The organism is Ginsengibacter hankyongi, from assembly GCF_008710285.1.
GTDB classification, from domain to species: Bacteria; Bacteroidota; Bacteroidia; order Chitinophagales; family Chitinophagaceae; genus Ginsengibacter; species Ginsengibacter hankyongi.
Window position 1 is genome coordinate 1,515,959 of sequence record NZ_VYQF01000001.1, and the last position, 21,043, is coordinate 1,537,001.

General features: G+C 35.0%; 17 protein-coding genes. 6 read left to right on the top strand and 11 right to left on the bottom strand.

The annotated features are described in order from the left end of the window. Positions 1–496: 496 nt before the first annotated feature. Positions 497–784, bottom strand: a complete 288-nt coding sequence (locus FW778_RS23035; RefSeq protein ID WP_202552088.1) for an acyltransferase — start codon at positions 782–784, stop codon at positions 497–499. Positions 785–1,269: 485 nt separating this feature from the next. Beyond that, a complete protein-coding gene (locus FW778_RS06290) occupies positions 1,270–2,376 on the bottom strand; it encodes a glycosyltransferase family 4 protein (protein ID WP_150413746.1) in 1,107 nt (368 codons plus the stop codon). Positions 2,377–2,614: 238 nt separating this feature from the next. Between FW778_RS06290 and FW778_RS06295 the strand changes: the two genes are divergently transcribed. Next, positions 2,615–3,349, top strand: coding sequence for an FkbM family methyltransferase (locus tag FW778_RS06295; RefSeq protein WP_150413747.1), 735 nt, complete (start codon positions 2,615–2,617; stop codon positions 3,347–3,349). A gap of 42 nt (positions 3,350–3,391) precedes the next feature. Here the strand turns inward: FW778_RS06295 and FW778_RS06300 are convergent, their stop codons facing one another. The 3 genes from FW778_RS06300 to FW778_RS06310 form a co-directional block, all read right to left on the bottom strand. Beyond that, a complete protein-coding gene (locus FW778_RS06300) occupies positions 3,392–4,918 on the bottom strand; it encodes a right-handed parallel beta-helix repeat-containing protein (RefSeq protein WP_202552089.1) in 1,527 nt (508 codons plus the stop codon). A gap of 242 nt (positions 4,919–5,160) precedes the next feature. Beyond that, a complete protein-coding gene (locus tag FW778_RS06305; protein WP_150413749.1) occupies positions 5,161–6,408 on the bottom strand; it encodes a hypothetical protein in 1,248 nt (415 codons plus the stop codon). A 47-nt stretch (positions 6,409–6,455) separates the two neighbouring features. After that, complete coding sequence (locus FW778_RS06310; RefSeq protein ID WP_202552090.1) at positions 6,456–7,241, bottom strand: glycosyltransferase family 2 protein; 786 nt, start codon at positions 7,239–7,241, stop codon at positions 6,456–6,458. Positions 7,242–7,424: 183 nt separating this feature from the next. On the opposite strand from FW778_RS06310, the gene FW778_RS06315 reads away from it, so the two are divergent. From FW778_RS06315 to FW778_RS06330, 4 genes are read left to right on the top strand one after another with little or no spacing between them, the layout of a single operon-like run. Beyond that, positions 7,425–8,828 carry a lipopolysaccharide biosynthesis protein gene (locus FW778_RS06315; protein ID WP_150413751.1) on the top strand — a complete coding sequence of 468 codons (1,404 nt, stop codon included), beginning with the start codon at positions 7,425–7,427 and terminating at the stop codon, positions 8,826–8,828. A gap of 16 nt (positions 8,829–8,844) precedes the next feature. Next, a complete protein-coding gene (locus FW778_RS06320; RefSeq protein ID WP_150413752.1) occupies positions 8,845–9,789 on the top strand; it encodes a glycosyltransferase family 2 protein in 945 nt (314 codons plus the stop codon). Beyond that, positions 9,776–10,729, top strand: a complete 954-nt coding sequence (locus tag FW778_RS06325) for a class I SAM-dependent methyltransferase (protein ID WP_150413753.1) — start codon at positions 9,776–9,778, stop codon at positions 10,727–10,729. Before FW778_RS06320 ends, FW778_RS06325 begins: the two co-directional genes overlap by 14 nt. Before the next feature lie 52 nt (positions 10,730–10,781). Further along, on the top strand, positions 10,782–11,792 hold the full coding sequence (locus tag FW778_RS06330) for a glycosyltransferase family 4 protein (protein WP_150413754.1): 1,011 nt from the start codon (positions 10,782–10,784) through the stop codon (positions 11,790–11,792). Between the two features lie 4 nt (positions 11,793–11,796). Here FW778_RS06330 and FW778_RS06335 read toward each other — a convergent pair whose 3' ends face one another. From FW778_RS06335 to FW778_RS06360, 6 genes are all read right to left on the bottom strand, one after another. Then, the gene (locus tag FW778_RS06335; RefSeq protein ID WP_150413755.1) at positions 11,797–12,837 is read right to left on the bottom strand and encodes a Wzz/FepE/Etk N-terminal domain-containing protein; all 1,041 of its coding nucleotides are present in this window, start codon (positions 12,835–12,837) and stop codon (positions 11,797–11,799) included. A gap of 26 nt (positions 12,838–12,863) precedes the next feature. After that, positions 12,864–15,308 (bottom strand): SLBB domain-containing protein, encoded by a 2,445-nt coding sequence (locus FW778_RS06340; protein ID WP_150413756.1) that lies wholly within the window; start codon positions 15,306–15,308, stop codon positions 12,864–12,866. Positions 15,309–15,491: 183 nt separating this feature from the next. Continuing rightward, the gene (gene rfbA / locus FW778_RS06345; RefSeq protein WP_150413757.1) at positions 15,492–16,349 is read right to left on the bottom strand and encodes a glucose-1-phosphate thymidylyltransferase RfbA; all 858 of its coding nucleotides are present in this window, start codon (positions 16,347–16,349) and stop codon (positions 15,492–15,494) included. Positions 16,350–16,402: 53 nt separating this feature from the next. Beyond that, the gene (rfbB, locus tag FW778_RS06350) at positions 16,403–17,455 is read right to left on the bottom strand and encodes a dTDP-glucose 4,6-dehydratase (RefSeq protein WP_150413758.1); all 1,053 of its coding nucleotides are present in this window, start codon (positions 17,453–17,455) and stop codon (positions 16,403–16,405) included. 2 nt (positions 17,456–17,457) lie between these two features. Further along, entirely contained in the window at positions 17,458–18,351 is an 894-nt protein-coding gene (locus tag FW778_RS06355; protein WP_150413759.1) for a Gfo/Idh/MocA family protein, read from the bottom strand. A 2-nt stretch (positions 18,352–18,353) separates the two neighbouring features. Beyond that, the gene (locus FW778_RS06360) at positions 18,354–18,926 is read right to left on the bottom strand and encodes an acyltransferase (protein ID WP_150413760.1); all 573 of its coding nucleotides are present in this window, start codon (positions 18,924–18,926) and stop codon (positions 18,354–18,356) included. Between the two features lie 215 nt (positions 18,927–19,141). On the opposite strand from FW778_RS06360, the gene FW778_RS06365 reads away from it, so the two are divergent. Then, positions 19,142–21,034 (top strand): ABC-F family ATP-binding cassette domain-containing protein, encoded by a 1,893-nt coding sequence (locus FW778_RS06365; RefSeq protein WP_150413761.1) that lies wholly within the window; start codon positions 19,142–19,144, stop codon positions 21,032–21,034. Positions 21,035–21,043: the final 9 nt, after the last annotated feature.

Here is a 21,043-nt window from a genome sequence, read left to right on the forward strand (position 1 = left end):
GTGGAGTATTTACTTCTCTTTATTTTAACTCCACTAAATTACCATAAGTCTTATCTATTAACATTTATAAAAACGCATGTATGAATTTTACTATGCGTTAACTGTAATTCTTTAACCTTAAATAACATGTATATGTCAAGCATAATTGATTATAAAGCCATAAAGGGATGGTGAGAAGCGGGCTGGTATTAAGAGCCGCTTAAAGACCAATTAAACGCTGTTTTTGTATTGGTATTTTGTCTTTAGGAAAGCGATTTTATAGTAGCTTTCCTTTTTATAAAATGCGAAAAATGGTAACTTAAATAGTTTAACTAAGTTTAATTTAAGCGTATTATTTTTATAATTGTGAGGATTGGAAAAGGTAATATTTAATGCGTGTCTTTTGTTATTTAAATTTGTAAAAAGGTTAATATTTAAGGTATAATCAAATTAACACCTAAAGTGTCCGTCATAAATTGAACTTATTAATGAAAATAATATGATTTTTTCAATATCATTAATCAGTTGTAGTTACCTGTTTCATAAATTTTGCCGGAATACCTGCCCAAACCTGGAAGGAAGGCACACTCTTAGTAACGACTGCTGATGCTGCAATAACTGAAAATTCTCCTATCTGAATTCCCTTTAATATAGACGCTTTGGCACCTATCCAGACATTTTCTGCTATTTCCACAGGCGCTGTTACGAACTCTTCTTGTTTATGTTTTCCATTTAAAATTTTTGTTATATGGTCCTGGTCCCGGATAACCACCATTTCTGCAATGAGACAGTTTTTATTGATCATCACCTTTTTCTTGGCGGTTATAACACAATTTCTTCCGATGAATGACTGGTCTATCAGAAGTATACTGCCAGTGTCAGCAATTATGTTTGTACCGAAAGATATTTTGGAATTTGAAATAATTAGTCTCCCTCCTTTAATACAGACAATCGAGCAATTACCTTCTATCCTGGTTTTAAAATCAATGGTAATTCCGGGGTATAATAATTTTAACCTGACTATTCTTAAAAAATATAATACAGAATGAAATCGGCTTAAAATGAACCTGGATATTTTTGAAATGAAGTTCATTAACTATGGTGAATAATTTTGAAGATATAGATTCTGGATAAAGTTCTGTTATACAGAAATTATTCAACGTCAAATCAATTTAAAAAGTATTATCAAGCGATCGTAAAGCAAATAATTCATAAATCGAGGTAACTTTATTGTTTATGCATATACTTTAGAGCCAGCAGTGTGGTATAAAAAATTGTTTTAAATTATGGTCAAACTGCTATAATCTCCCGATACCAATCAGCTGTTTCTTTTGCCATTCTTGCTACGTTATAGTAGGAAACATACTCATTATAGGCATTTGCGGATATCCGCTCCCGTTCTGATGATGACGAAAGCAAATAAATAATTTTTTCTGCCAAAGCAGATACATCTCCTTTAGGAACTAAAATACCGGTTTCATTATTTTCAATTATTTCGTTACCGGCTTCAGCATCGAAGGCTATAACCGGAATTTTTAGAGCAAAGGACTCAATGTAAACCAGCCCGAAGGATTCAAAAAGAGACGGCAGTATCATAACCTGGCATTCCTGCGAGTAATCTTCAGGTTTTGCGAAACCTGCAAATTTAATATGGTCAATCACCTGTAAAGAAGTAGCCTCGTTTATCAAATCGGTTTTCAATGGGCCATCCCCGACCAAAATCACTTTAATCGAAGGGAATGCCTTAATAATCTCTGGAAGCGCCTGTATAAGGTACGTATGACCTTTAATTACTGATAATCTTCCGACCGTTAATATTTTTGGATTTTCATCAATGCGAACACTTTTTTCGACGGGAGGCTGCAATTTAATACCATGATGGATATAAGGCATTTGCTTTTTACCAAGTCTTAAATGAACATATAACCTGGATAATGAGCGTGAAACTGCAAGGTTATGAGTTGTATTATTTATCACATATTTTGAAATATAATAATAAAAGTTATTTCTGATTTTCTTATTACCTAGCCCATATTGTATTAAATATTCTTCTTCATATCCGTGTTTGGTTGATAATGTAATTAGATTTTTAAGATAGAGTTTTTTCACAAGAACTACTATAAGATCGGCACTGAACAGGTGTGAATGGACTGCCTGAATATTATTTGATTTTATGTATCCCGCAATTTTTCTTGCAAGATTGATATAGGAAATTTTTGAAGAGGCGGTAAATAAAGTGGTCTTTACAGCGTTACGCTCCATTTCACTGCAATATTCCAATAAGCTAGTTCTGTTTTTTATTGGGCATATACATATCAATTCACAGTTAATACCCAGTTTTTTAGCGGCAGGCAACAAATCAAGCAAATGTTTTTCCGCCCCCGATACACTGGTCATGTAAATAATATGAAGAATTTTCAACGGGGTATAACTTTAGTAATTGCCAAAAAAAGGATAATTAGCTGATACTTCCAAATCAGTCATTATGTGAGCGTGAATAAAGATTGAAAGAAAATAACGTCTGAGAAAAATGTTGTTGCTTCGAAGATTCTCTAAATTGTTGTAGCTGTTAAAATAATGAGTTCTAAAGAACTATATTTAAAATTTAATCCCGATTTTTAATAAAATTAATTAGATGAAAAGAATTTTATATTCCGTGTTTTATCACCTTGGCTACCGAATTTCAGAATTAAACTCCAACTCGGAAAACGCTTTCAAAACCCAGAAATATTTAATGAGATCCGCTGATGTAACCGTTTTTGATGCAGGCGCTCATTTCGGTGAAACCGTAGTAATTTATAATAAACTGTTCAAAAATCCCTCTATTTATTCTTTCGAACCTTTTTTATCATCGTTTGAAGTATTAAAACGCAACGTAAAAACTTTTCCTAATGTAAAAATATTTAACGTGGCACTTTCAAACGTTAGCGGTGAACTCGATTTTCATGTTAACAAATCATCAGCAACAAATTCAATACTTCCGACAAGTAAGGATAGTGCAAAAAATTGGGGCGAAAATTTACTGGAAACAGTCGAAACTGTCAAAATAAATTCCATAACAATTGATGAATTTGTCGAAAAGCATAACATTGAAGTTATTCATATCTTAAAAATCGATACGCAAGGAACTGAGTATGAAATCATCCAGGGTGCAAGTAAGACTATTGAAGCGAATAAGATTAAAGTTATTTATTTAGAAATAATAATTATTTCAACATACGTTGGGCAAAGATATCCGGACGAAATATTTTTATTGCTAAGAAAAAATGGTTTCCGTTTATTTAATCAATATAATTATACCCACTCTAATTCCGGAGAACTGCAACAATTTGATGCAATATTTGTGCATAAAAGCTTCGATCATGAGTAATGAAATAATGACAGAAAGCGAGTAACTCAATGCAGTCAAGCATCAAAGCCTTACATTTCTAATGTCGGTGACTACCTGATTGTTGTAAATTATTTTACCCGTGAAATCAGATTGCGAGGTAATAAGCGTTCCTTTCCCTTTCATTACAAATTTTGTTGTGCCTTTAAAAATTGCTGCAGCATTAAAATTCTCATTGCTGTTTTGAGAGAAGGTACAATTTAAAAATACAATCTCCGGTGTATTAACAGTAGGCAGGTGTTTAGTTGCTGCATCAAAGGTACAATGGTCAAAAATCACATTTTGCCCTTCATAAAATTCCCATGTATCGCCAAATACTCTACGATCAGGAGACATTTTAGAATCCATTGTAAAAAGGCAATCTTTAAAAAAACAAGCTTTACTTTTATCTGCGGAGCCATAAATTCTTTGTACCATTCCTACAAATGTGCAATTATCAAAACTGAATCCCTTCGACTTAGGGTATGCTGCACTGTTAGTTGTGCCAATAAATGTGCATCTTTTGAAATTTATATTGTAGGTATCATGCCCTATTGAAATAATACCCGGTCCTGCATTATTATACACAAAGCAATTAATAAAACTCCCGTTTCTAATAATGGAGTTTTCAATTTCAATATCAATACCTGCTGATGGTTTACTAATAACGGGTAAGCTCATATTTAACGCTTTGCCTGTTGAAGAAAATTCACAATCAGTTACTGTTAAATTATTGCCGCCAACCCATGATAAACCTTGCCTGCCATTATATTCGCACTTTACATTAGTTATTGTATGCGGATAAACAGGATCACTAACTTTTAAACCCGGCCATGCTACAATTATTCCATCCAACGCACAATGATGTATATAGCAATCAGCAACGCTTACATTTTTATTTCCGTAAAGACCAATACCTAATGCAGACAGTTGAATGCCTTCAGGGCCAAAAGCAGGGCCGATATTTAATTTTCCTGCATTGCCATCAAGAGTTAAGCCTTTTATGGTAATTGATAAGCAGTTTATTATACTTATAAAGGTGAATGCAGATGCATTGTATGAGCTTCTGTTGCCCTCTTTTCGTATACTGTCTTTTTCGCCCGTTACGGGGTTGAATGATCCAAATTTTAATCCGCTTGCAGCCTTTAATATGGCATTGTATCCCTTAATTATAACTGGTTTTTTTGCATTTAATAAGCTAAGAATTGGTTCTGCGGTGTAAGACACCCCTGCTGAGTAACTTCCTGATAGTTTTTGTTTCCCAACAATATAAGTTCCTGCGCCAATAATAAGTGTTCCTCCGTTTGCCTCCAGAAACGCAGATGCTTTTTGGAATGCTTCTGTATTATTTGTGACTCCATCAGCAACCGCGCCGAAATCTTTTATATAAATTGTGTTTTTTGTTGAGATTGCCGGAGAACTATCGGGGGAATTTTCTTTTGGCCAAAGGCTTTTCTTTAAGAGTGAACTGCCGTTTGCTGTTAAACTCAAGATGGAAAAAAGCAATAACAAGAAATGAAAGGTATTAAAAAAATGTTTTTTGCTATGATGATTGGCAGCATTATTTGCCATATGTAAGATTCTTTTAAAAACGACCATTAGCCTACACAATATTAAAAATTATAACATGTGCCTTAATAAATAGTAAACTACAAAAACAAAACTTTATAATGAAAGCCATTATAAATCTATCAGCAAAAGAAATTAGTACATAAGTCGGATTCTAATGTTTAGGCTGCCGGGTAACAAAAATTTCAGGGGTTGCTGGGCAGTGCAAATCGGATTGCAAGTGATAATGTACTTTAATCAAGTTACTAAATAATATCGACTACTTTATAATTATTAAATATAAATTTATTTTGTTTGCTGCAAAAAATAACAACCGTAGCAATAAACCAAAACCAGGGGTACCAAAAATTTGCAATGAAGTAAAAATGGAAAATTCCGGAAAGAAGAGAAGCAAGCAAAAAAAAGCCAATCTTATCCGTTATTTTCAAAGCACATATAATAAGATAAAAAAGGAGTGATAAAATGAGAAAAATCCCCAAAAATCCCATTTCAAAAGTTATATTATGATATAACGAAAGGATACTATTAGTTTCATCAAACCCTAAAATATTATATCCCGCCGGGCCGGCACCGAAAATTTTTTTGACGAGACCAAAACGGGAGAAATTTGAATAAAAAAAATCAATTTTTGCTTCCCTGTCATCAAATGAGGTCGAATCAAGCTTACTTGTTATACTCAATAATATTAAGGTATAAAAAGATAAAAAATAATTTAATAATATAACTGTTGTAGAGATAAGGAAAGTGGTAATTACAAATTTTCTTAAAAATCGTTTTATATACAAGTAAATTTTCTTTGCGTAAAAGACAGCAGCGCATATAAATGCTAAAGGGACGATTATAAATGATGCAGTACTCACAGCAAAAATAAAACTAAGTACAATAATAATTATTGAAAGCGTTTTCAATAATTTATGCCATTTACATAACCCTGAGAAGTATAAATAATAAATAACAAGTGGAGCAAACAATTCCATCATAAAAGTATAGTGTCCCGATTCTGGAGCAAAGCCCCTGGCTCTGTAAAACAATCCTAATACAGTTGCATCATACCATGCTTCTACTTCACTGGGTCTCGGTATATAATCATTGAGATTTAACCCAAAAAAATTACTTGAAATAAACTCGACATTCCCATACAAAGCACTCAGAATAGTAGTGTAAGTTATAAATTGAAGAATTCGCTTTAGAAGTAGATTTTTATTCGGTGCACTAAAAAAGGTGAATTTTATTGCCACATAAAAAAGTAAAAACGTGGAGCCATAAGCTACCGTATGATTCAAAGATTTAGAATTACCCCATCCGTTTATAAAATATGAAAAAACAACAATGAACAGGAAGAAGAAAATTATTACCAGGTCGAATCCCAGAAAGTGAGGTGGCAATGCTCCACGTTGAATAATTTTTGCCCCCATTATCAAGAATAAAAACACGGCAAAAATTAATGGCCAGGAAATAGTACCTGTAAATGCAAATGCAGAAACAAAGGGCATTGTAAATATATAACACATTAAGAATAGATTACTCCAGTAATGCATACTTAAGTACCTCGGTAACTTTTTCCTGCGTTTAGCAGTTTGTAATATATCCATAACGTATAGTAAAAGAAAACGCGGCTAAGGTAGGAATGTTGGTAATATCCATGTTGCCGTAATATATTTTTTCTTTCAAAGTTTATTTTCCCCGTTGCTGTAATGCTGTTTTCATGTATCCTGAACTTTGATATATACATGTTAAGATATTTTCCTTTTCTGCCTGCAGCAAATAAAGCTCTTAATATATAATCATAATCAGAGGCATATTGATAAGTGAGGTCATAACCCGCCAGTTCTTTATTAAATTCCCTGGAAATAAAAAAACAGGGATGTGGCACAAACGTTCCATGGGTTGAAAATAATAGTTGCTTAAATGTAACAGGAAACAATTTAACTTTTTTGTTTTTCCCGTCTTTTAATTTAATGAGGTTCCCGTAATAATAATCAAGCCTGTCATTGCCTATCAGGTTTACTGCATTTTTTATGGTATCATTGTTTGCCAATACATCATCAGAATTAAGTATTAGAATATAATCCCCGGTGGCAAGTTTTAAACCTTTATTGATTGCATCATACATCCCATTATCTCTTTCGCTAACCCAGTAATCAATATTGGATGAATATTGTTTAATAATGTTTACAGTGGCATCAGTTGAATTACCATCAATTACAATATATTGAATGTTTTGATAAGTTTGTTTGATAACACTACTAATTGTTTCCTCCAAAAAATCGTCACTGTTTTTGCAAACAGTGACGATTGTAATTTTTAAACCTTCGGAAATTTTCAAAATAATTTTTGTTGTGGAGCAAACATACAAAAAGATATTTCAGTGTTTTAAACGATGTTGTCTACGATATTTAACTTTATTTAGCCTAAATAGCAGGACGTTATTTTTAATAATTTCAATAATGTGTGTAGCGCTAGTCGCACAACAAATCAACTTCACTTTATTTAATTATTTTCGCACGTAATGAGTAGAATAATAGGCCTGATCGTTACGAACTGGTTGAAATTAAAAACGATTTTTCAATTTAAACCACACGATATAACTAACGTAGAAGGTAAATCACATGAACGCTACAGACGTATTTTATTAACCGGGGGGAGTACAGCGGTGGTGAAAATATTTTCTGCAGCTATTAATCTAATTACGGTACCATTAACCGTTCATTATTTAGGTTCTGAACGTTACGGATTGTGGATGGCAATTTCTTCTGTTATTACTCTTATGGGTTTTGCAGATTTGGGTTTAGGCAACGGCCTTCTCAATGCTGTATCGAAGGCGAATGGACGCAATAATGTTAATGAAGCACAGGTTGCAGTTTCCAGTACATTTTTTATTTTATTGGGTATATCCTTTTTGCTTTTTCTCATTTTTATTTCCATTTTCCCTTTTATTTCGTGGAAAGATGTTTTTAATGTAAGGTCTGCATTAGCAGTACGGGAGGCAGGACCAACTATGTTTACCTTGGTTATGATATTATTGATAAATATCCCTTTAGGAATAATACAACGAATACAGGATGGCTACCAGGAGGGTTACAGATTTCAGCTTTGGCTAATCCTTGGTTCCCTGGTAAGCTTTGCGGGACTCCTTATTTGTATTTACTTTAAAGGAAGTCTTACCTGGCTGGTGCTCGCTTATTCGGGCGGACCAATTATTGCAACAACTTTAAACGGGATTCACCTGTTTAGTAAAAAGCGAAAAAGTCTTATACCTAACTTTCGTTTTTTTAACTTAAAAACAGGCAAAGCTCTCATTAAATCAGGGTTGGTTTTTTTTTTATTGGGGCTCTTTACGTTACTTGCAAATGCTTCGGATGACATCGTTATAACACAAACCTTAGGGCCTTCGGCAGTTGCGGGTTATGAAATTGTAAAAAAGCTCTTCTTTTTTTCTATGTTTACGCAATATATCATTCAACCCTTATGGCCCGCTTTTGCAGAAGCCATGGAAAGTGGCGACATTGCATGGGCAAAAAATACGGTGAAAAAAGGGCTTATGCTAAGTATTATCAGTGCGGCCATCATTTCTCTTCCTTTATTAATTTTTGGCAAACAAATAGTAACGATTTGGGTTAGCGCTCAATATATCCCTTCGTGGTCGCTATTAGTCGGTTTTTATGTTTTTGTGCTTTTGGGAAATTATGGAGGAGTAATGTCAACTTTCTTGAACAGCGGACCTTTACTTTCTAAACAACTTATAATGGTAGGGTTAGCGGGTACCGGTTCAGTCTTATTGAAGATATTTTTTTCGTTAAATTTTGGGGTTAGCGGAATTATTTGGGCAACGGTAATAAGTTATAGCATCTTTTTTATCGTTCCAAGTTATAAATTAGCTTTCAATTATTTGAACAGTAAATTACGTGGGTAATGGCAAAATTGCGTTAATGCAACCTATCTTCAATTATATCATAACTATTCATAATAAAGAAGACTTGATAGAAAAAGTCTTGGGGTCTGTTATTAAGTGTTGCAATAATAATAGCTTTATTTATCCGGTATTAGACGGATGTACCGATAGGTCTGAAGAGATAATTGATAAAATAATAAAGGAAAATTCGGCTGTCAAAATAATGAAGATTCACACGCCAGACGTTCATGAAACGAAATCTATTAATGCCGGCTTGCGAAACTCGGACCAAAGAAAATATGGGTTTAATATCATTTTGCAGGATGATGTAATTATCAAGGATTTTAAGATTGAGGAGAAGATAGAATTTATTTATAAATGGAGTAAAAAGCCGTTGGGAATTGTTTCGTTTAGAATGGGGGCGAATTTCAAAAGAAACTGGTTGACGAATGAAGAAAATATGCCCTTTAAAGATTTCATTGAGAATATATGTGGACATGGATCAGTTAGTACGAAAATTGTTATACCAGGTCAATTTAATTATCGGGCTTTCCCCTTTAAAAGCCCGATTTGTGTCCCTTGCGATGTGATTGATAAATTCGGCGTTTTGGAAGAAAAACTGTCGCCACATACCTATGATGACGTGGAGTATTCATTAAGACTTATTAAGGCAGGATATAAGAATGGAGTCTTTGCATTAAAATTCCATTCGGAAAAAGAATGGGGTGGAACCAGAAGAATACAACAAAATGTTTCCGAGGTTCAGAAGCGCAACATAAATTTTATTCGTAACAATTATGCTGACGTCCTCAATGAAAAAGAACTTTACGGGATTGACATGAAGACCTATAATACGCCTTATTATAGTGTGTGGAAATTAAATATAAATAATGTTTTCACTATAATAAAACATCGTGTCAAATTAGTTCTTTATTTGGCTAAAATTTTCTTTAAGAAGTTAATAAAATATGGAAATCGATAATGGCGTTATTTGCCCTATTTGTGGCGGATTGTCCAAAAAAATCAAAAGTCTTGACTCGGCCTATATCAAAAGTCAATTATCAATACAATTTAATACTCCAGTGCTTAAAGATGTAGAAATTGTTGACTATGAATTGCTGCGATGTAATGAATGCAGTTTCGAGTTTGCATTTCCTCAAATCGAAGGGTCCAGGTCTTTTTATGATTGGGTAACCTCCCAACCAAAATATTATGTTGAAAACAGATGGGAATATTATAAGGTTCTTGATCTTTTAGCAAAGGGCTCAAAAGGAATAAAATTGCTTGACGTTGGATGTGGTGATGGTCAGTTTTTTGATGTAATTAACCAAGGCGGGCGTCTCATAATAGATTTATATGGGCTGGATACGACAGATGCGAGTATTGAAATATGCAGAAATAAAGGCTATAAAGTATTTTGTATGGATATACAAAAATTTAAATCGGTGCACGAAGAAACTCTTTTCAGTACTATAACTGCATTTCATGTCCTGGAGCATATCGCAGATCCGAAAAAATTTCTAGCTGAAATGGCAGATTTACTAGAACCCGCTGGGTCTATATTCATAAGTACACCCTATTCACCAATGGATTTTGAACTCGATTGGTATGATGTTCTTAACCATCCCCCGCATCATATGGGACGCTGGAACATGAATTCTTATATAAAAATTGCAAAAATTCTTGGACTAAAACCCGAGTTTTTTATGCCCGAATATCCCGGCTTGTTAAGAAGCGCTATTTTGTCTTTTAAATTTTCTATTTATGGGTCTGCACAATTAGAATCAAAAATGAAAATTTTGAAGGCGATAGGTCGCCGCCCGGGTAAATTTTTCACCCATTTATTAAAACAATCTAAGCGAACCAGGATATCAGGGAAAAGAGCTTCAAACGTTATTTTGGTGAAATTCACGAAAATATAAAATAGCAAATTATCAAAACCTAGTTCAAAGTCCTAAGTTTTAAAATTATAAAGTGAAAGTAAAATATTTTCCATGCCAGCCACACTGTTTTGCCTTTGGCGGATTTGATCTGCAAATGTTGAATACTTTAGACGCTGTAATAAAAGCAGGAGTTGAAGCAAGTAAACTGGATATTTGGAGCAGAGATAGCGACTTTGACATTCTTCATTTATGGGGAGTTGGCCCTCATAATTATCACCTAATCGATTGGGCTAAAAAAGCGGAAAAAAAAATAGTCGCAACAGTGTTATCACCTTATCATGACACATTTAAATCAAAGTTAGGGTTTTATTATCGACACTTTTTCCCTGATTATGTCGGACAATTAATTCATTACTACAAAATCATCGATAAAATTATTGTTTTAAATAATCTGCAGTTAAATGTGCTGAATAAATATTACCGTGTGCCTGCTTCTAAGATGGAAATAATACCAAATATTGTAGAAGATAAATATTTTGAAATTCCCAATTTCAATTTTAAGATGGAATACCGCATTGACAATTATGTTCTTTGCGTTGGTAATATCTGCACTAGAAAAAATCAGTATAACCTTGCACTAGCTTGCATAAATTTAAATGCAAATCTTGTAATTATAGGAAACCTGCTCGATGGTGAATTGACTTATGGGAGACAATTGGAAACACTTATAGCAGACAATAAAAATATTTTGTGGATCAGGGAGTTGCCGAAAGCTTCGGAAGAACTTGTGGCGGCGTATTATAACTGTTCTGTATATGCATTGCCCAGCAACGAAGAAACCCAGCCAATTAGCGCATTAGAGGCGATCGCAATGCGAAAACCATTGGTTTTGATTGATAGAGAGTACGCTCACCAGAGTTTTTACCAGGGAGCAATCCTAAGCAAATCATCCTCTGTTAAAAATATAGAAACGGCACTTAAAAGAGCTATGACAATGAGCGTTCTTCAAGTGATAAATCCGGAAATATTAAATTGTAAAGAAAAGGTGGTGGGCGAAAAATACAAAATGTGCTATGTGAAATTGTTGCAAAAAAATTTGTGATGTGTTATGAGGCTCTAAATCTAAAAAAATTCATAATTATAAAAATCACTAAGAAGATGAAAGCCGCCATCACTGAAAAAATAATTGCAGTTTTTAATTTACTCATCTTAATTTTTTTCATCGGATAATCTGCATTATCAATAACCTGCATTAGCGGAATGCTCTTCAAATATTGAAAGCGGGCAAGCTCGAGATTTCTAAACATTTCTGCATAAGCCGCCGCATAAACTTGTCCATTGCTCTCCTGCTTTAATAAAGGGATTCGAGCATTTTCAAAGGCAGTATTCAGGTTAGCATCCTGTATGGCTGCCTTACTTGTAATTGTTGCGTCTAATTTTTCCTTCATATCCGGAACTCTTTTTTCCAAAATCTCTAAAGTTTCTTTTGACTTTTTACTTCGTATTTCCGTATAAAAACTGTTTGTTTCCAATATTAATTTATCGGTAAAAACTTTTGAGAATTCTTCAAATCTACTGGTAACTAAAAGTTCATAAATATTAAGTCTTTTATCCGGTCTTCTGGCAGTAATATGATAATTTTTAAATTCCAGATACGTATTATAAAGTATACTATCCTTTAAATACGAAAAGCTGCTTCTCTGCTCGCCAGGATAAAAATGAATATTAACCTCTTTGTTTTTTCGTGGATTGTTTTGCAGGTAATACTCAATTAAAGTCATGGGTTTGTTGTCAAAAGTATCTACAGAAAGCAATGCTCTTTCAATCACCCGCCTGCTTTGCATTATTTCTAAAATATTATCCCCTGTAAAAACATCCTGAGATCCGCCAATTGATATTCCAAATTGAGCTGCAAGTCCCATAGCTCCCGATGCACCTCCTTCTGAACCACCTTCATCTAACGCAAATGAAAGATAACTTTCGTAAACTGGCTTCTGAAGTTTGGCATATATAAATCCGATAATCCCCCCCACCAATCCAACTATGCAGAAAAGCCACCATTTATGCACGATACTATTAAAGATGCGCATTAATATAACACTTTCCGTAGTTTGATCTTGCGTTATTTGTAGTTCCTCACGGTGCATTATGCGTTATTTATTTGAAGTAGTTGTTATAGTTTCAGCACATTTGCCATAATTCCCAACGACGAAACAAGCAATGCCAATTCTGCTATGCTAAGTTTGGGTCTGTTACTTTTTTCCTTTTGGGGTACATAAATTTCTGATCTTGGTGTAACAGAAGGATAACTTTTGAACCATAAGAAATGTTTTACTGAGGCGGCTTTCCCATCTGGATAAATTACCAACGCCCCTGTTTTACGGGCATACCCTGTAAAATTACCTGCCTGTTGCACATAGTATTTGAGGTTTTTATTAACCTTATATGCTACAATTGTTGGAAAATAAACTTCGCCGGATATCTTCACCAAGTTGCTGCTTCGGTTTATCGTCAATATATCGCCATCTTCCAAGGCGAGGTTTTCAGAACTTTCAGGATGCGAGAGTGCTGTGCCCAAATCAACACTAATCAAATCGTAGGTCTTATTTATCTCTTGGGAGAGCCTCGAATTTTGAGCAAGACTATCGGGACTAATATCTAGAATTCTTTGGAAAAGCCCTCCTTTTTCCTGATTAGTTAAATTGGATTTTGACCTTCTTCTAATAGTAATAGAATTACTATCAGCCGATGCTTTAAATCCTCCGGTTCTTTGTATGATTTCGCTGATTCTTTCGCCGCTTTTTTCTAAACCATATCTTCCAGGGCTTTTTACTTCCCCTTGAATTAAAACACTTCTTTGTGGCGTATAACCGGGCAGTGTTTTAATTATTACCATATCAAATGGCTGCAGGAGTACATCATTTTGTGATTGATTGTTATTAGAAAGGTCTACATTAAAAATGGTGCTTTCATTATGATTAGCTTTATCAACATTTGCATCTTTTATTCTTCTAGAAATCTCAATATTAGAAGAGTCACCCGACTCTGTCAAACCTCCGACAGAAAGAAGCAGATCATGAAGTGTAAAATTTTCCCGCCATTGAACGTTCCCTGGTTTTCTTACATTGCCCTCAACGGTAATATAATTTTTATCATTGAATTCAAAAATTGAATGTACATAAAGAGAATCATCTTTTTGCAAGTAAACAATTTGATTACTTTGCAAAACAGAATCGAGATTTATAGAACCAGATACCGGCGTTTTATTAGCATGATATCTGAAAATAGTAACTCGTTTTGTATATGCATCCTTCGTTAATCCGCCTGCTTTATCGATCAAATTTTTAACAGTTATACCTGAAGTTAATTGGTATGGCCCAGGCCTGTTTACAGCACCGGAGATAACAACCCGGTTAGCATACTCATCCTGTAATTTTCTAACGATATATTCATCACTGCCTCTTGGTTTGAAATTATTGTAGTCCGATGATTGAATGTCGATGATTTTCTTTTCTGTGTCTGTAATTCTTGTCACTGTAACAGCTCCTCTATAAGCATTATCAGTAAAACCTCCGCAATATTTAAGAAGATCGCTGAATGTTTCGGAATCAACTAATTCAAACTTGCCCTCTCGTTTGACGTTACCTGAAATTGTTACCCTGTTTTTGTAATATGGAATCCGTATTACATCGCCTTCCTGAAGTAAGATATTGTCTTTCTGATTACCATCTACTAAAAATGCGTACAGGTCTGCTGTTCTTTTAATGTTATTGCCACGAATAATTTCGATATCCCGATAGCTTCCCATAGGGGTAGGACCACCACATAAATAAAGTGCATTGAAAAGAGTAGTTAAGGATGATACAGTAAATGTTCCTGGCTTTCTAGCTTGGCCAATTACCGTTATACGAATGCTTTTTATTTTTCCTAAAGTAACCTGTACTTCAGTCCGACCGTTATTAATGGCTTTATATATTGTTGAGGCTAGTCTGGCCTTTATTTTGTCCCTGGCTTCTTCAATACTTAATCCGCTCACCATTATAGGACCCACATTGGGTATATAAATTTCGCCTTGTTCATTTACCCGGAGATTGTATTTTTTTTCACTATATCCATACACAGAAACGACAATTTCATCGTCTGGCCCTAGCATATACCCAGCTGGCGCCGGAATGCGAAGGTTAGGCTCAAAAACTGAACTGCTGCTCGCAAAAAGTTCAGATCCAAATATGGTTGGATCAGTTTTAAATGCTTGTGTCGGAATTTCAGAAACTGAAGTGTTATATTCATGTCCGGACGAAGAATCTTCTGCTGTATTTTCTAAAAAATTGCTTCCGCTGGAAGAATTCTCTTTACTGATAAATTGCAGCCTGTTACGCAACTTGGTTATTTCGGACGGAGGTAAACCTTTATCGGCAACTAATTTGAGCAATTGTGATTCTGATAAGCCTGACTCTTTTGCTTTATTAAGCATAGAACTTATATCATCATCACTATACTTATCTATATTAGTATTACTTAGATCATTTGTGTTAAATAAATTAGCTTGCGCATGCAAACCGGTAGAACAAAAACAAATTGTAAACAAAACAAATACAGCAATTCCAATGAGTTTCATTGATTTCTTTGTTTAATTGATTTCGATATTACGGAATAGGCTGATAAAATAGCGACCGAAGATATAATATTTTTTTCTTCACTTGTTTTACAACAGGGCAATTATTGTTTTACAACAGGGCAATTATTGGCGCCCAACTTAGTCCTGGAAGTTGAAAAACTGTTTAATAATAATACCGAAGCTCTATACCACATTCTTCAAATACTCCCCATATCCACTCTTCTCAAATTTCTTCGCAAGAATATTCAATTGCTCTTTATTAATGAATCCCATCCGATAAGCAATTTCTTCTAAGCAACCGATTTTAAAGCCCTGCCTCTTTTCAATCACTCTAACAAATTCTGAAGCATCGTGAAGTGATTCAAAAGTTCCTGTATCCAGCCAGGCAAATCCGCGGTTAAGTACAGCCACTTTTAATTTTTTATCTGATAAATATTTGCGGTTTACGTCTGTAATTTCATATTCGCCCCTGGCTGAGGGCGCAATATTTTTTGCAATTTCTACAACGCTATTATCGTAAAAATATAAGCCGGGCACCGCATAATTAGATTTTGGTTTTGATGGCTTTTCTTCTATGCTTACAGCGGTAAGATCCTTATCAAACTCTACCACACCATATCTCTCAGGGTCGCTAACAGGATAAGCAAAAATTACTGCTCCATCAGGATTTGCAGATTTTTGTAACAAGTTCGAAAAGCCACTTCCATAGAAAATATTATCTCCCAAGACTAATGCTACCGGATCTTTTCCAACAAATTTTTCACCAATTACAAATGCTTGGGCAAGCCCGTTTGGCTTTTCCTGTACTTCGTATTGAATATTGCATCCCCACTGGCTCCCATCGCCTAATAAACGCTTAAACTGTTGTTGATCTTCAGGAGTTGTTATGATAAGAATTTCTTTTATGCCTGCAAGCATTAATGTCGATAGCGGATAATAGATCATTGGTTTATCATAAATAGGCATGAGTTGCTTGCTAATACCCATTGTTATAGGATACAACCTGGTTCCACTCCCACCTGCGAGAACAATTCCTTTCATTTAGTTAGAATTTGAGTCTTTAATATTGTATTAAGATTATGAAGTTATACAAACTATATCCCATACTGCTTTTCATAATAACTTCTATAAGCGCCACTCGTTACATCATTCAACCATTCAGTATTATTTAAATACCAGTCTATAGTCTTGGATAAGCCTTCTTCAAATTGAAGTGATGGCTGCCAGCCCAATTCATTTTTTAACTTAGTTGCGTCTATGGCATACCGTAAGTCATGACCGGCCCTGTCTTTTACAAAAGTTATTAGCTTTTCAGAAGTTCCTTTTTCCCGGCCGAGTTTTTCGTCCATCTGCCGGCAAAGTTCTTTTATGATGTCAATATTTTTCCATTCATTATGGCCACCGATATTATAAGTTTCTCCTGGCTTCCCGTTATGGAAAATAGTATCGATAGCCCTTACATGGTCTTCAACGAATAACCAATCCCGAACATTCAAACCTTTGCCATAAATAGGCAATGGTTTATTATTAATAATATTATGGATGCAAAGAGGAATCAGCTTTTCAGGAAAATGATAAGGGCCGTAATTATTGGAACAATTGGATATAATTACGGGTAAGTGATAAGTATGATGGTAGGCACTTACAAAATGATCAGAGGAAGCTTTCGACGCAGAATAAGGACTCCTGGGATCATAAGCAGTCTCTTCTGTAAAAAAACCTGTCTCACCCAGGCTTCCATACACTTCATCTGTAGAAATATGATAAAATAATTTTCCTTCATAATTATCTTTCCATGCATCTTTAGCTACCTGCAATAATGATACGGTTCCTAATACGTTCGTTTTTACAAATGCTAACGGATCGGTTATTGACCGGTCAACATGGCTTTCTGCAGCGCAGTGTAAAACACCGGTAAAATCATACTTTATAAAAAGACTTTTTACTAATTCCATATTTTCTATATCGCCTTTTATAAAAGTATAGTTGGGTTTATCTTCAATATCCTTCAAATTTTCCAGGTTGCCGGCATAAGTAAGTTTATCGAGATTAACTATTGTATAATCAGGGTATTTATTTATAAAAAGCCTTGTGAGATGGGAACCTATAAAGCCAGCTCCCCCGGTAATCAAAATATTTTTTTTCATTATCAGCCTTGTCTTATTTTATGAACTAATTCAATTGCTCTTTTTGATTCGGTCATTGGAAACCCTTTCCCTGCAATTATATCATTATAGGATTGTGTATGCAATTCTGTGAAGCCTTCACTGAATTCAAAAGCATCTCCATTAATAGTTAACGTTCTGAAAGTGCGTTTACCCGCCGCTCTTACATCTGCAGGAAGTGTATTAACGTCTATACTCAGCATCCAGGTCACAGTTGCCTTGTCTAATTCAAGCTTACCGGATGCAGTGGTTGTTGTATGTTGCATGACAATATTTTCTTTCGCTTCGCCAAAAACCCACATTAGCATATCAAAAAAATGAACACCGATATTGGTAGCAATGCCACCACTTTTTGTAATATCTCCTTTCCAACTGGTGTGATACCAATGGCCTCGTGAAGTGATATATTGCAGATCTACTGTATATTTTTTCCCGCGAGGTGCTGCATCAATTTTTTGTTTTAAAGCAATAATGGCGGGATGAAGGCGTAGTTGCAAAATAGTAAAGACTCTGCCGCCTGTTTCTTTTTCTATTTCTTCTAAAGCGTCAATGTTCCATGGATTTAGTACGATAGGTTTTTCGCATATAACGTCTGCGCCTATTCGCAGCCCAAATCGGATATGCGCATCGTGTAAATAATTAGGGCTGCATACTGATACGTAATCAATTTTTGTGCCCTGGCGTTTTAATTTCTCCAAATGCCTGTCGAAGCGCTCAAATTCTGTAAAAAAATCTGCATCCGGAAAATAACTGTCAAGAATCCCTACGGAATCGTTTTTATCTAATGCCGCCACTAAATTATTACCTGTATCTTTTATGGCTTTCATATGTCGCGGAGCTATGTAGCCTCCGGCGCCTATTAGTGCAAAATTTTTCATCTTTATTTTATTCTTTTCAACTGATTCTTTTCCAGTAAATATTCCTGCTTACTTTCAGGACAAACGGCAATATTATTTTTATCGAAACTTAACTTAATTCCATATTCACTCATCCAGCCAACGTGGCGGGCAGGATTCCCGACAACCAGCGAATAAGGAGCCACTTCTTTAGTGACCACCGCGCCAGCTCCTATAAAAGCATATTCACCAATATTATGCCCGCAAACTATAGTTGCGTTTGCGCCAATTGAAGCGCCTTTTTTTACAATCGTTTTTTTAAATTCTTCTTTCCGGCTAACGGCGCTTCTTGGGTTAATTACGTTGGTAAATACCATTGAGGGGCCAAGGAAAACGTCATCTTCGCATATAACACCTTCATAAATAGATACATTATTTTGAACTCTTACATTCTTGCCAAGAACTACTTTTGGCGATACTACTACGTTTTGCCCGATGTTACAATTTTCGCCGATGACACAACCGGGCATTATGTGAGAAAAATGCCAGATTTTAGCTCCAGGGCCTATTTCACAGCCATCATCTATTACGGCTGTGGGATGTGCAAAATAATTCATTTATATTTTTGAGTGGGCGCAAAGTTAATGAACTATTGCCTTTTTTAAAGTTTCTGACTTAGGATAAATGTGCTGAGCGTCAACAATCGATTTATGTTACCGAACACAAAACGAAAACGTAATAGTGTTAGTATTTTTTGCTAAATGAATTCACAAAATGATAATTTTTTAATATATTATTTTAATTACCTCTGCGTGTCAAGTACCTTCGCAGCATGCATTATGCCTCAGTAGAAAACTTAAGTAAATCGTTCGGCGTTCGAAAACTTTTCAGCAATATAAGCTCTCATGTGGAAGAAGGAGATAAAATTGCCTTTGTAGCACGCAATGGAAGCGGTAAATCAACATTACTTAAAATAATTGCGGGTCAGGATACCGCTGATAGCGGAACTGTTTGGATACATAAGGACGTAAAAGTTATTATGCTACAGCAGGAAACGGCCTTTGAAAACGACCGGTCTATCTGGGACAATATTTTAAATATCGATAATCCCGTTGTGCGTATTGTTAAGGAATATGAAATTTTACTGGAGAGTGAAAGCAATGATGAACATCGTATAAGCGAGCTCGTTACCGAGCTCACCGAAGCTAATGCGTGGAGTTTTGAAAGTGATTTGAAACAAATTTTAGGAAAACTGGATCTTCACCATCTTAATGAGCAGGTTAAAAATTTAAGTGGTGGCCAGCGAAAAAGAGTTGCACTAGCCCAGGCTTTAATAGAAGCTCAATTGCATGAAGGTAAATGTTTGCTTATTCTCGATGAACCTACCAACCACCTTGATGTTGAAATGATAGAGTGGCTTGAAAATTTTCTGGCTTCCAATAAAAGTACATTGTTATTGGTAACCCATGACCGGTATTTTCTAGACACGGTTTGTAATGAAATAATTGAACTGGAGGATGAAAAATTATATGTGTACAAAGGGGATTATGATTATTTTTTGGAACAAAAATCATTACGGCTTGAGGTGCAGCAAAGTGAGCTTTTAAAAGATAAAAATATTTTCAGGAAAGAATTGGAATGGATGCGTAAGCAACCAAAGGCACGAACTACCAAATCAAAAAGCAGGCAGGATGCGTTTGCTGATATTGAAGAAAGGGTGAGCCAGCGAAAAGATACAGCCGAGGTTTCTTTACAGGTTAAAATGACACGTCTCGGCGGTAAGGTTCTTGAGATGAAAAAAGTGTATAAGTCTTATGGAGATAAAGTTATAATGAAAGGATTTGATTATACTTTTAAAAAGGGAGAACGTATAGGAATTGTTGGTAAAAACGGAACCGGAAAATCGACCTTTCTTAAAATTGCACTTGATCTTATTCCGCCGGATAGTGGAAAAATTAATCATGGTGATACAGTTGTATTTGGAAATTTTGCACAGGAAGGTTTGCAATATAAAGAAGATAAAAGAGCCATAGAATATGTAAAAGATTTTGCAGAATTTTTCCCCCTGGCCGATGGAAGTAAAATTAGCGCAACCCAGTTCATGGAAAAATTTGGCTTTACGGCCCAACAGCAATTTACTCCATTAAGTAAATTAAGTGGGGGTGAAAAAAGACGCTTACATTTATTGAGTATTTTATTTCGTAATCCTAATTTTTTAGTGTTGGATGAGCCTACCAACGATTTGGATTTACAGACCTTAAGAACACTCGAAGAATTTCTGCAGGATTTTCCCGGTTGTATATTAATTGTGAGTCACGACAGGTATTTTATGGATCGCCTGGTGAATCATTTATTTGCTTTTGAAGGCAATGGAGAGATTAAAGATTTCCCGGGTAATTATACACAGTACAGAACATGGAAGCAACTGGAAGAAAATAAACCCAAGGCCATTGTAGCTACCGCACAAAACAATATTGAAAAAGTAAAACCTAAAAATATAGACGGGCTTGGTCAAAAATTTACTTTTAAGGAGAAACATGAATTTGAGTTACTGGAAAAAGAAATTCCTGCTTTGGAAAAAGAAAAAAAATTATTAGAAGTAAAAATGAATAACGGTAATTTGGATTTTGAAAAATTACAGGAGGCGGCAGAAAGAGTGAGCGACATAATTGTTCTTCTTGATAAAAAAGAAATGAGGTGGCTTGAGTTGAGTGAAAAAATTTAGATACCGAAT

Excerpts from the sequence above, each read along its gene's own strand:
- FW778_RS06320 (WP_150413752.1), top strand. The coding sequence starts at position 8,845 with ATGCAACCTATCTTCAATTATATCATAACTATTCATAATAAAGAAGAC.
- rfbA (WP_150413757.1), bottom strand. The coding sequence starts at position 16,349 with ATGAAAGGAATTGTTCTCGCAGGTGGGAGTGGAACCAGGTTGTATCCT.
- FW778_RS06295 (WP_150413747.1), top strand. The coding sequence starts at position 2,615 with ATGAAAAGAATTTTATATTCCGTGTTTTATCACCTTGGCTACCGAATT.
- FW778_RS23035 (WP_202552088.1), bottom strand. The coding sequence starts at position 784 with ATGATCAATAAAAACTGTCTCATTGCAGAAATGGTGGTTATCCGGGAC.
- FW778_RS06315 (WP_150413751.1), top strand. The coding sequence starts at position 7,425 with ATGAGTAGAATAATAGGCCTGATCGTTACGAACTGGTTGAAATTAAAA.
- FW778_RS06325 (WP_150413753.1), top strand. The coding sequence starts at position 9,776 with ATGGAAATCGATAATGGCGTTATTTGCCCTATTTGTGGCGGATTGTCC.
- FW778_RS06340 (WP_150413756.1), bottom strand. The coding sequence starts at position 15,308 with ATGAAACTCATTGGAATTGCTGTATTTGTTTTGTTTACAATTTGTTTT.
- FW778_RS06355 (WP_150413759.1), bottom strand. The coding sequence starts at position 18,351 with ATGAAAAATTTTGCACTAATAGGCGCCGGAGGCTACATAGCTCCGCGA.
- FW778_RS06300 (WP_202552089.1), bottom strand. The coding sequence starts at position 4,918 with ATGGCAAATAATGCTGCCAATCATCATAGCAAAAAACATTTTTTTAAT.
- FW778_RS06305 (WP_150413749.1), bottom strand. The coding sequence starts at position 6,408 with ATGCCCTTTGTTTCTGCATTTGCATTTACAGGTACTATTTCCTGGCCA.
- FW778_RS06335 (WP_150413755.1), bottom strand. The coding sequence starts at position 12,837 with ATGCACCGTGAGGAACTACAAATAACGCAAGATCAAACTACGGAAAGT.
- FW778_RS06365 (WP_150413761.1), top strand. The coding sequence starts at position 19,142 with ATGCATTATGCCTCAGTAGAAAACTTAAGTAAATCGTTCGGCGTTCGA.
- FW778_RS06360 (WP_150413760.1), bottom strand. The coding sequence starts at position 18,926 with ATGAATTATTTTGCACATCCCACAGCCGTAATAGATGATGGCTGTGAA.
- rfbB (WP_150413758.1), bottom strand. The coding sequence starts at position 17,455 with ATGAAAAAAAATATTTTGATTACCGGGGGAGCTGGCTTTATAGGTTCC.
- FW778_RS06290 (WP_150413746.1), bottom strand. The coding sequence starts at position 2,376 with ATGACCAGTGTATCGGGGGCGGAAAAACATTTGCTTGATTTGTTGCCT.